The organism is Bradyrhizobium sp. 22 (assembly GCF_000482425.1).
GTDB classification, from domain to species: Bacteria; Pseudomonadota; Alphaproteobacteria; order Rhizobiales; family Xanthobacteraceae; genus Bradyrhizobium; species Bradyrhizobium japonicum_B.
The window spans coordinates 1,900,058-1,910,050 of the sequence record NZ_KI519400.1 but is presented as its reverse complement, the minus strand read 5'-3'; the positions used below and the strand labels follow the sequence as shown (position 1 = coordinate 1,910,050).

At 64.9% G+C, this 9,993-nt stretch carries 8 protein-coding genes and 1 tRNA gene; 7 read left to right on the top strand and 2 right to left on the bottom strand.

The window, feature by feature from the left end; translation table 11 throughout:
* Positions 1–164 precede the first annotated feature (164 nt).
* The gene (locus K410_RS0134440; RefSeq protein WP_080672303.1) at positions 165–551 is read right to left on the bottom strand and encodes a DUF3175 domain-containing protein; all 387 of its coding nucleotides are present in this window, start codon (positions 549–551) and stop codon (positions 165–167) included.
* Positions 552–729: 178 nt separating this feature from the next.
* Here K410_RS0134440 and K410_RS0134435 point away from each other — a divergent pair, with 178 nt between their 5' ends.
* The 3 genes from K410_RS0134435 (at position 730) to K410_RS0134425 (ending at position 4,742) form a co-directional block, all read left to right on the top strand.
* On the top strand, positions 730–2,214 hold the full coding sequence (locus K410_RS0134435; RefSeq protein WP_028139085.1) for an MFS transporter: 1,485 nt from the start codon (positions 730–732) through the stop codon (positions 2,212–2,214).
* 4 nt (positions 2,215–2,218) lie between these two features.
* Positions 2,219–3,037, top strand: coding sequence for a trehalose-phosphatase (gene otsB / locus K410_RS0134430; protein WP_028139084.1), 819 nt, complete (start codon positions 2,219–2,221; stop codon positions 3,035–3,037).
* Positions 3,038–3,278: 241 nt separating this feature from the next.
* Positions 3,279–4,742: a trehalose-6-phosphate synthase gene (locus K410_RS0134425; protein WP_028139083.1), complete on the top strand. Its 1,464-nt coding sequence runs from the start codon at positions 3,279–3,281 to the stop codon at positions 4,740–4,742.
* Between the two features lie 127 nt (positions 4,743–4,869).
* Here the strand turns inward: K410_RS0134425 and K410_RS0134420 are convergent, their stop codons facing one another.
* Positions 4,870–5,211: a hypothetical protein gene (locus tag K410_RS0134420; RefSeq protein WP_028139082.1), complete on the bottom strand. Its 342-nt coding sequence runs from the start codon at positions 5,209–5,211 to the stop codon at positions 4,870–4,872.
* 194 nt (positions 5,212–5,405) lie between these two features.
* Between K410_RS0134420 and K410_RS0134415 the strand changes: the two genes are divergently transcribed.
* From K410_RS0134415 to metA, 4 genes are all read left to right on the top strand, one after another.
* Positions 5,406–5,495: transfer RNA gene (locus tag K410_RS0134415), tRNA-Ser, on the top strand.
* 173 nt (positions 5,496–5,668) lie between these two features.
* Entirely contained in the window at positions 5,669–7,225 is a 1,557-nt protein-coding gene (locus tag K410_RS0134410; RefSeq protein ID WP_028139081.1) for an amidase family protein, read from the top strand.
* Positions 7,226–7,663: 438 nt separating this feature from the next.
* The gene (locus K410_RS0134405) at positions 7,664–8,965 is read left to right on the top strand and encodes an O-acetylhomoserine aminocarboxypropyltransferase/cysteine synthase family protein (RefSeq protein WP_028139080.1); all 1,302 of its coding nucleotides are present in this window, start codon (positions 7,664–7,666) and stop codon (positions 8,963–8,965) included.
* 12 nt (positions 8,966–8,977) lie between these two features.
* Positions 8,978–9,976: a homoserine O-succinyltransferase MetA gene (gene metA / locus K410_RS0134400; RefSeq protein ID WP_028139079.1), complete on the top strand. Its 999-nt coding sequence runs from the start codon at positions 8,978–8,980 to the stop codon at positions 9,974–9,976.
* Positions 9,977–9,993 lie beyond the last annotated feature (17 nt).

Below are 9,993 nucleotides of genomic sequence, written 5' to 3'. Positions count from 1 at the left end.
CGCCTGCGCGCCGAGCTCGATCGCTTCATGGGGAATATCAGGGCGGCGTAGAGGCTGCGAAAGGAACGCGTAGGGTGGATTAGCGAAGCGTAATCCACCACCTCGAATCGCGCGTCGAGAGTTGAGTGGTGGGTTACGGCTTCGCCTAACCCACCCTACTGATCTCACTCCCGCCCGAACGCCCGCTTCAGCTCGACCTTCGCCTTCTCCAGACGCGCGCGCTGTGTCTTCGGCAAGGTCTTGCCGGCACGGTTGATGTAGAAGGTGAGCATCGACAGCGCCGAACGATAGGCGCCGGTCTTGCGTCGTGAGCTGTGCTCGGCCGATTGCTTCAACGAGATCGCGATCTTCCTCGGGCTGGTCAGCTTGAACACGCCCTGCTTGAGATCGAGCGCGTCGCTCTCTTTCGTCACCCGTTGCGACCAACGCTTCGGCGCCGCGCGTTTGGTGCTCTTGCGCGCAATCGTGCTGCGCCGCGTGCTCGTCTTCCGGCGGCCAGACTTGCGTGGACCGCTGTTTCGAGAATGTGTTCTCTTTCTGACCTGAGCCATGCGTCAACTCCCTGCGGCTGCTTCGGAAACGAGCGGACCCAGGAGCTGTTCCTGCAGGAACCCGACCTCGCCGCAGGCGTTGTCGCAGGGGCAGGCGGAATGCCGCACCCCAACGATCGGATCAACCCCGTTCACATCCTGACCGGGGCCGCAGCCATTGATCGAGCGCAACAGCCTGATGGAATTGCAGCAAAGCCCAGTGCTGAACTACGCACCGACGGTGTCGGCGGCCGCTACCGACCGTATCGTCGAGACCAGTATTCCGGCACGGCTCGACGCGTTGCCGTGGAGCGGCTTTCACACCCGCGTCGTGCTCGCGCTCGGCATCACCTGGATTCTTGACGGGCTCGAGGTGACATTGGCGGGCGCGCTCTCCGGCGCACTGAAACAGAGTCCGTCGCTGCAATTCTCCAACCTCGATCTCGGCATCGCCAATTCCGCCTATCTCGCCGGCGCCGTGCTCGGCGCGCTCGGCTTCGGCTGGCTCACCGACCGCATCGGCCGCAAGAAGCTGTTCTTCATCACGCTGGCGCTCTACCTTTCGGCCACGGCCGCGACCGCTCTGTCATGGGATGTCGCGAGCTACGCATTGTTCCGGTTCCTCACCGGTGCCGGCATCGGCGGCGAATATACCGCGATCAACTCGACCATCCAGGAGCTGGTGCCGGCGCGCTATCGCGGCTGGACCGATCTCGTCATCAACGGCAGTTTCTGGATCGGCGCCGCGATGGGCGCGGTCGCGGCCATCGTGCTGCTCGACCCCGCCGTGATCGCGCCCGATCTCGGCTGGCGGTTCGCTTATCTGATCGGCGCCGGCCTCGGTCTCGTCGTGCTGCTGATGCGCATGTGGATTCCGGAAAGTCCGCGCTGGCTGATGATCCATGGCCGTCCCGACCAGGCTCATGCGATCGTCGACGAGATCGAACGCTCGGTGATCGGGCATGATCAGGATATCAACGAGGGGCGCTTCCCCAAGATCCGGCTGAAGATGCGCGATCACACGCCGATCCGCGAGGTCGTGCACACGCTGTTCTCGGCGTATCGCCAGCGCGCGGTGGTGGGCCTCGTGCTGATGAGCGCGCAGGCGTTCTTCTATAATGCCATCTTCTTCACCTTCGCGCTGGTGCTGACCGATTTCTACGGCATCAGGGCCGATCACGTCGGCTGGTACCTGCTGCCCTTTGCCGCCGGCAATTTCCTCGGGCCCCTGCTGCTCGGCCGGTTGTTCGATACGCTGGGACGCCGCACCATGATCATGTTCACCTATGGCATGTCGGGCCTGCTGCTGGCGCTGTCGGGCTATCTGTTCTCGATCGGCGTGCTCAGTGCGCAGGGACAGACCGTCGCCTGGATGGTGATCTTCTTCTTTGCCTCACCGGCCGCCAGCGCGGCCTATCTCACCGTCAGCGAGACCTTTCCGCTCGAAGTTCGTGCGCTGGCGATCGCGGTGTTCTACGCCGTCGGCACCGGCATCGGCGGCGTGATCGGGCCGGCGCTGTTCGGCGCGCTGATCGACACGGGATCGCGCACCAGCGTGTTCGCCGGCTATTTGCTGGGGGCAGTCCTGATGCTCGCGGCCGCGATCGTGGCGTGGCGCTATGCCGTCTCGGCGGAGCGCAAATCGCTCGAACAAATCGCGCGGCCGCTCGCCTTTATGGAGTAGACTGATGAAATCGGAACTTGCAGAGATGGCGATGGACCAGCAGCCCACAATATTCGACGACGAGGCACCCGAAACGGTGCCGGTGCCGCATGCGCTGGTGCCGCATCTCGACGAGACCGCAATCCTGCTCGACATCGACGGGACCCTGCTCGACCTGATGCCGACGCCGCGCGAGGTATGGGTGCCGCCGGGCCTGTCGGAGACGCTGAACCGGTTGACCGAGCGCACGTCCGGCGCGCTGGCGCTGGTCAGCGGCCGCTCGCTCAACGACATCGACCTGATCTTCGCGCCCGAGGTGTTTCGCGCCGTCGCCGGCCACGGCGCCGAGATGCGGCTGTCGGTGGATAATGAGGTCGATGCCGTGCATGCGCCGCCGCTGGACAAGGAGCTGAAGCGGCGGCTCGCGGCCATTGCCAAGCTCAGCCCGGGCATTCTGCTTGAGGACAAGGGCTATTCGCTCGCTCTGCATTACCGCCTCGCGCCGCATGCGGAGAAGGCGATCTACGAAGCCGTCTCGGTGATCCGCGCCGATCTGCCCAGCGCGCCAATCGAGGTGCTGCCGGGCAAGTTCGTATGCGAGATCAAGCATTCCGGATTCACCAAGGCGACTGGCGTGCGCGAACTGATGAAGCGGGAGCCGTTCAGGGGACGGCGTCCGATCTTCATCGGCGACGACGTCACCGATGAAACCGTGTTCGCGATCATGCCCGACATGAATGGGCTTGCCTTCTCGGTCGGGCGCCGCGCCATGGGCGTGAACGGCCATTTCGACACGCCGAGCGACGTGCGGGCCTTCCTCGCGCGCCTGCTCGATCCACGGTAAAACGAAGGCATCGCCCTGTCGCAGACATAATGCCGGCCGGAACGGCGCCGTTTCGCGCCGCAATACTTGTTGCGAAACACAAACGCACAAGCTGTCTTTGCAGTGAAATGTCCGGGTTCCGAAAGCGAAACCAGTTCCAACGCGCGTGCCCGATTTTGGTTTCAATTGGTTGAAACGATGACAGGAACCATATTGATGAACGGCAGTTAAACGGGTGGAATGAAACAGGAGGGGACGACCTGTGAACTTAGTCGTCGTTTCAAATCGCGTCGCCCGCGGCAAGCCTAACGAGCCCATGACCGGCGGCCTCGCGGCGGCGCTGCTGCCGGTTGTGGAACATTCGGGTGCGATCTGGGTGGGTTCTTCGGGCCGGGTACGGGACGGCCATCAGAAGGAACCGTTCGCCGAGATCGAAGCGCTCGGAGCAGGCGCCATCGCGACCCTGGATCTGCCGGCGGCGCATTACGGCGGCTATTACGAGGGCTTTGCCAATTCGGCGCTGTGGCCGGCGCTGCATTCGCGCAGCGACCTCATTCGCGTCTCGCGCGAAGATTATGTCAGCTATCGCGAGGTCAACGCCTTCATGGCGCGCGCGCTGATGCGCTTCCGAAAAACAAAAACCGCGTTCTGGGTGCAGGACTATCATTTCCTCGCGCTCGGCGCCGAGCTGCGCGACCTCGGCGTCGACGATCCGATCGGCTTCTTCCTGCATACGCCCTGGCCCGTCACTGCGGTGATGCAAGGCGTTCCCAACCATCGCGAACTGATCACGGCGATGCTGGCTTACGATCTGCTCGGCTTCCAGACCGAGGAGGATCGCCAGAATTTCCTTGGCTATGTCGGCGGCGAGCTCGGCCTTGCCGTCGAGGACGGCGTTGCGGTCTCGCAGCATGGCCGCACGCGCTGTGAGGTGTTTCCGATCGGCATCGATGCGGAGAAGTTCGCGGCCTACGCCGCCAAGTCGGCCTCGCATCCGGACGTGTCGCGGCTGCGGCGCAGCCTCAACGGCGAGCGGCTCGCGATCGGCGTCGACCGCCTCGACTATTCGAAAGGCCTCGTCAACCGCATCAGCGCGTTCGACCGGCTCTGGACCGAGCAGCCGCAATTTGCGCGCAGCATCTCGCTGCTCCAGATCGCCAACCCCTCGCGCGGTGCGATCGAGGCCTACGGCAATCTCCAGAACGAGGTGGCGCGCCTCGTCACCGACGTCAACGGCCGGCACGGCGAGGTCGACTGGACGCCGATCCGCTATCTGAACAAGGGCTTCAGCCAGGCCGTGCTCGCCGGTCTCTACCGGACAGCGCAGGTCGGCGTGGTGACGCCGCTGCATGACGGCATGAACCTCGTCGCCAAGGAATATGTCGCGGCGCAGAACCCGGCCGATCCCGGCGTGCTGGTGCTGTCGAAGTTCGCTGGCGCCGCCAACGAGCTCGAGACCGCCTTGCTGGTCAATCCGCACGACATCGACGGCATGGCACGCGCGATCGCGGTTGCGGCCGCAATGCCGCTCACCGAGCGCAAGATGCGCTGGGACGCGATGATGAAGAAGCTGCGCGGCCACACCATCCAGCAATGGTCGGCGGACTTCGTCGCCGAGCTCGAGAAGTGCCGGACCGAGAAGGCCGCCGTCGCCCCGCTCGCCACGCAACCGCCGCAAGCGCTGCGCTGGCTGAAATCGGCGATCTCAGGCGTGAGGTTGATCTGAGATTTTTCTCGGTCTATCAACTCGTCATGGCCGGGCTTGACCCGGCCATCCACGTCTTCACTGGCGTACGAGAACGTGGATGCCCGGGACGAGCCCGGGCATGACGGCAAACAGAGAAGAGCGCACCTCAATAACAATACGACACGCCGTCCAGAATCGCGCACTGCCGCTTGTTCGGCGCGTTGGGATCATCCATCGGCACCATGCCCTTGCCCTGGCCGACGAACACGCCGGTGCCGACATGCACCGAGCTCTTGTTGCCAATGATCACCGTCGGGTGCGGCGCAGAGCTTGAGCGCGTCCCGTCCGGCCAGAGGATGGCATTGCCCGACAGCATCCCGCGCCGGCCGTCGTCGCAGCTGACGTCGACGCCTTGACGTGTGCAGACCTGGGCCGCGGCGGACGCCGCGAGAGCGGAGCCAAGGGCCGAAATCAGGCCAAGGGCGACAATGGTCTTGCGGATGGTCATGGCTCCCCCAGTCGTGCTCGGCATCCTCACCTGAATCGTCGCAGCAACCCCGTCGCGGGTTCAGCCTGCAAGCCGATCAGAGCATCCGCGGTGCCAAATATTATCATGCAAATACAATGGCTTGCGGAAAATTCGTCGGTTTTCCTCGCGATCCCTTGCAAAATCGTCGGCGCCCCTTCAAGAGAGGGCGCTCCGGAGAGATGGCCGAGTGGCTTAAGGCGCACGCTTGGAAAGCGTGTGTGCGGGAAACCGTACCGTGGGTTCGAATCCCACTCTCTCCGCCATTGGCTATACGCCACCGCGTCCTCTTGCCAGTCCCGTCCGGCTTCCAGCACGAGCGCGAGCCAGCCGTATCCCATGTCGATGTTGATCCCGAGGTGAGCGATGCAGAATCGCACCTGTACAGGGATCGAAGCCGTCCCTAACCTCCGCCGCGCAATTTTTTGGGAGATACGGCGTGGCGAAGAAGACGGCGAGCAAGAGCAAGACTGCGGGGAAGAAGGCGCGAACCGCGACGAAGACCGGGGCCCGCAAGGGAGCTGCCGCGAAGCCGGCCCGAAAGGCCGCCGCCGGCAAATCGGCCAGGCCGCGGCGCCCGTCTGGGCCGATCTGGCAATGGTCGGCGGTGGCGACTGCCGCCGCGATCCGCTCCGGCGCGATCTCCGCGGTCGAGACGGTCGAGGCACATCTCGAACGGATGCGCGCGGTCAATCCGAAGCTGAATGCCGTCGTCGTCGATCTCTCGGAGGAGGCGCTGAAGGCTGCGCATGCCGCGGACAAGCAGCGCGCCAAGGGTGCTGCGCTCGGCCTGCTGCACGGGGTGCCCATCACGATTAAGGAAAATGTCGATTACGAGGGACGGCCGAACTTCAACGGCGTGCCCGCCAACAAGGGCCTGATCGCGCCGTCGGATGCGCCCGTGGTGCGCAACTTGAAGAAGGCGGGCGCGATCGTCATCGGGCTCACCAACACGCCGGAATTCTCCTTTCGCGGCTTCACCGACAATCCCCTGCACGGGCTGACGCTCAATCCCTGGGATCCTGACATCACCTGCGGCGGCTCGTCGGGCGGGGCGGGTTCGGCGGTCGCCGCCGGCATCGGCACCATCGCCCATGGCAACGACATCGGCGGGTCGCTGCGCTGGCCTGCGCATTGCAACGGCGTTGCCACCATCAAGCCGACGCAAGGGCGCATCCCCGCGTTCAATGCGAGCGCCACGGCCGAGCGGCCGATGCTGGCACACTTGATGTCGGCGCAGGGGCCGCTCGCCCGCCACGTCGCCGACGTCCGTCTTGCGCTGGAGGCGATGAGCCAGCGCGATCCGCGTGATCCCTGGTGGGTGCCGGCGCCGCTGGTCGGCGAGATGCCGAAGCGGCCGATCAAGGTCGCGCTGGCCAAGATACCTGACGACATGGATGTCGATCCGTCCGTCGCGGCGGCGCTGCGCCAGGCCGCGGACCATCTCGAACGGTCCGGCTACCGCGTCAGCGAGGTCGAGGTGCCCGACATCGACGGCGTCTGGCAGACCTGGTGCGACATCATCACCAACGAGACCGTGGTGATGCAGGAAGCCGGCATGCTGAAGGTGACCTCGGAGGACTTTCACAAGGCCTGGGGCGGCATGAAGGCCAAGGCCAATGTGCTCGATCTCAAGGGCTGGATGCAGGCGACCGCCGCGCGCAACGGCCACATCCGCGCCTGGCAGTTGTTCTTCGAGGACTATCCGGTCGTGCTGGCGCCGACCACGGTGAAGCCGACGCCGGGCCCGCGCGAGGACGCGGTCAGCGCCGAGCGCGTGCGCGAGATCTTCTGGGGCGAGATCCGCTTCATCTCCGCGATCAATGTGCTCGGCCTGCCCGGCGCCGTGGTGCCGGTGGCCCTCCACGACGGCAAGCCGATCGGCGTGCAGCTCATTGCCGGTCGCTATCGCGAGGATCTTGCGCTCGATGCCGCGGCCGCGATCGAGAAGCGCGCCGGCGTGCTCGCTCATCGCTTGTGGGAGCGGATGGGGTAGGGCCCGCGAGTGATCGCAGCGTTGACAATGATCCTCGCCGTCACGGGGAGAGGAATGGTCGCATTTGCACCTGCATGAGAGGTCGTCATGCCCGGGCTTGTCCCGGGCATCCACGTTCTTCGTGCCCCCGCAAGACGTGGATGGCCGGGACAAGCCGGGCCATGACGATGTGGAGACTATCGTGCCCAAAAACGCGAGCGGTTCATGTGCGCTGGCCCTGCCTTGCGCGAGAGGAAACGATGCAAACCGTCGTCGTTTGATTAATGCAAATTAACCCGGATTCCGGCCAGTTCGCCAGTAACGGTTAGGGTTACTTCCTCGATCTCTATGCGAATTATTGTCCGCTTTACCACCCGCCTCTAACAGAGGAGCGGCGGACAACGCACATGCCTCATTCTAGGCCAATAAGTGCGGACCGCTCCACGCGGAGGTGGCACGATGCGCAACGAGACGATCGCTATTCACGCCGGTTACGAGCCCGAAGCGACCACGCATGCGGTCGCCGTGCCGATCTACCAGACCGCGGCCTATGCTTTCGACAGCGCCGACCACGGCGCGGCGCTCTTCAACCTCGAGACCGAGGGCTTTCGCTACAGCCGCATCGCCAATCCGACCAGTGCGGTGCTGGAGAAGCGCATTGCTCAGCTCGAAGGTGGCGTGGGCGCGCTCGCGGTCGCGACCGGCCAGGCGGCGCTGCATTTCGCCTTCGTCAACGTCGCCGACCACGGCGGCAACATCGTTTCCGTGCCGCAGCTTTACGGCACCACGCATACTTTGCTCTCGCACATTCTGCCAAGGCAGGGCATCACCGGCCGCTTCGCCGAGAGCGACAGGCCGGAAGCGATCGAGAAGCTGATCGACGAGAACACCCGTGCCGTGTTCGCCGAGACCATCGGCAATCCCGCCGGCAATGTCTGCGACATCGAGGCGCTGGCCAAGGTCGCGCATGCGCATGGCGTGCCGCTGATCGTCGACAACACCGTCGCCACGCCGATCCTGCTCAAGCCGTTCGACTATGGCGCCGACATCGCCGTGCACTCGCTGACCAAGTTCCTGGGCGGTCACGGCACCACGCTCGGCGGCGCCATCGTCGATTCCGGCAACTTCCCCTGGGCCAGGTATGCCGAACGTTTCCCGGCCTACAACAAGCCCGATGCCTCCTATCACGGCCTGGTCTATGCCGAGCGTTTCGGCCGCACCGCCTACATCGAGCGGGCGCGCAGCGTCTATCAGCGCACCATGGGCTCGGTGCTGTCGCCGTTCAACGCCTTCCTGCTGCTCCAGGGCATCGAGACCGTGGCGCTGCGCATGGAGCGTCATGTCGAGAACGCCCGCAAGGTCGCCGAATTCCTGCGCAAGGATTCGCGCGTCGCCTGGGTCAACTACAGCGGCTTTCCCGACAGCCCCTATTATCCGCTGGTGCAGAAATATCTCGACGGCAACGCCTCCTCGCTGTTCACCTTCGGCATCAAGGGCGGCATGGAGGCCGGCAAGACCTTCTACGATGCGCTGAAGCTGATCACGCGCCTCGTCAATATCGGCGATGCCAAGTCGCTGGCCTGCCATCCGGCCTCGACCACGCACCGCCAGATGTCGGCGGAGCAGCAGCGCCTTGCCGGCGTGCTGCCGGAGACCATCCGGCTCTCGATCGGCATCGAGCACGTCTCCGACATCATCGAGGACATCGACCAGGCGCTGGACAAGGCCTGCCGGTCGGCGCGCCTCGAGGCCGCGGAGTAGGCGGCCGCGCCCATGACGATCCTGATCGACAGGGATCAAGTTATCTCGGGCCCGGCATTGGTGCCGACCGAGTGCGATCTCGCGCGAGATCACGGCGCCGAGCTCACGATCGGGCTCGTCAACAACATGCCGGATCCGGCGCTGAAGGCGACCGAGCGGCAGTTCATGAAGCTGCTGCAGGCCGCCGCCGGTCCGCACCGCATCCGCTTCCACTGTTTCTCGCTGCCGAGCGTGAAGCGGTCGCCGGAAGCGAGGTGGCACGTCGAGAGCGAGTATTCCGACCTCTCGGACCTCAAGCGCCAGAAATTCGACGGCTTGATCGTGACCGGCGCGGAGCCCGTCGCGGCCGAGCTCGACCAGGAGCCGTACTGGCGCGACCTCACCGAGCTGATCGACTGGGCCAAGGCCAACACGCGCTCGACGATCTGGTCGTGCCTTGCCGCGCACGCGGCGGTGCTGCACCTCGACGGCATCGCGCGGCGGCGGCTGCCGGCGAAATGCCACGGCATCTTCGATTGCGAATTGGTGAGGCGCGATCCGCTGACGCGCACCGCACCGGCGCCGCTGAAGGTTTCGCATTCGCGGCTGAACGAGATCGTGGAAAGCGACCTGGTCCAGGCGGGCTATCAGGTGCTGACACGCTCGGCCCAGGCCGGCGTCGACGTTTTTGTTCGCCAATATGCCAGCCGCTTCGTGTTCTTCCAGGGCCATCCGGAATACGACGCGCTGTCGCTCCAGCGCGAATATCTGCGCGACATCGGCCGCTATCTGGCGCGGGAGCGCGAGACCTATCCGCACCTGCCCGTGAGCTATTTTGACGCAGCGACGGAGGAGAAACTCGTCCGCTTCCAGAAGAAGGCAGCGCACCAGCGCCATCCGGCGCTCACCAACGAGCTGCCGGGGCTGAATTTGCGCGCTGATATCGGTGCCGGCAGCGCGGCGGCAGTGCTTTTCCGCAATTGGTTGCGGTATCTCAGCGTGGAAGCCGGTGGGCCGGTCCCCGCGGGCTAGCCAATGGATATTGGGTC

Bases quoted from the DNA above. Each gene is read 5' to 3' on its own strand.
- K410_RS0134440 (WP_080672303.1), bottom strand. From the start codon at position 551: ATGGCTCAGGTCAGAAAGAGAACACATTCTCGAAACAGCGGTCCACGC.
- K410_RS0134435 (WP_028139085.1), top strand. From the start codon at position 730: ATGGAATTGCAGCAAAGCCCAGTGCTGAACTACGCACCGACGGTGTCG.
- otsB (WP_028139084.1), top strand. From the start codon at position 2,219: ATGAAATCGGAACTTGCAGAGATGGCGATGGACCAGCAGCCCACAATA.
- K410_RS0134420 (WP_028139082.1), bottom strand. From the start codon at position 5,211: ATGACCATCCGCAAGACCATTGTCGCCCTTGGCCTGATTTCGGCCCTT.
- K410_RS0134405 (WP_028139080.1), top strand. From the start codon at position 7,664: ATGCGCAACGAGACGATCGCTATTCACGCCGGTTACGAGCCCGAAGCG.
- metA (WP_028139079.1), top strand. From the start codon at position 8,978: ATGACGATCCTGATCGACAGGGATCAAGTTATCTCGGGCCCGGCATTG.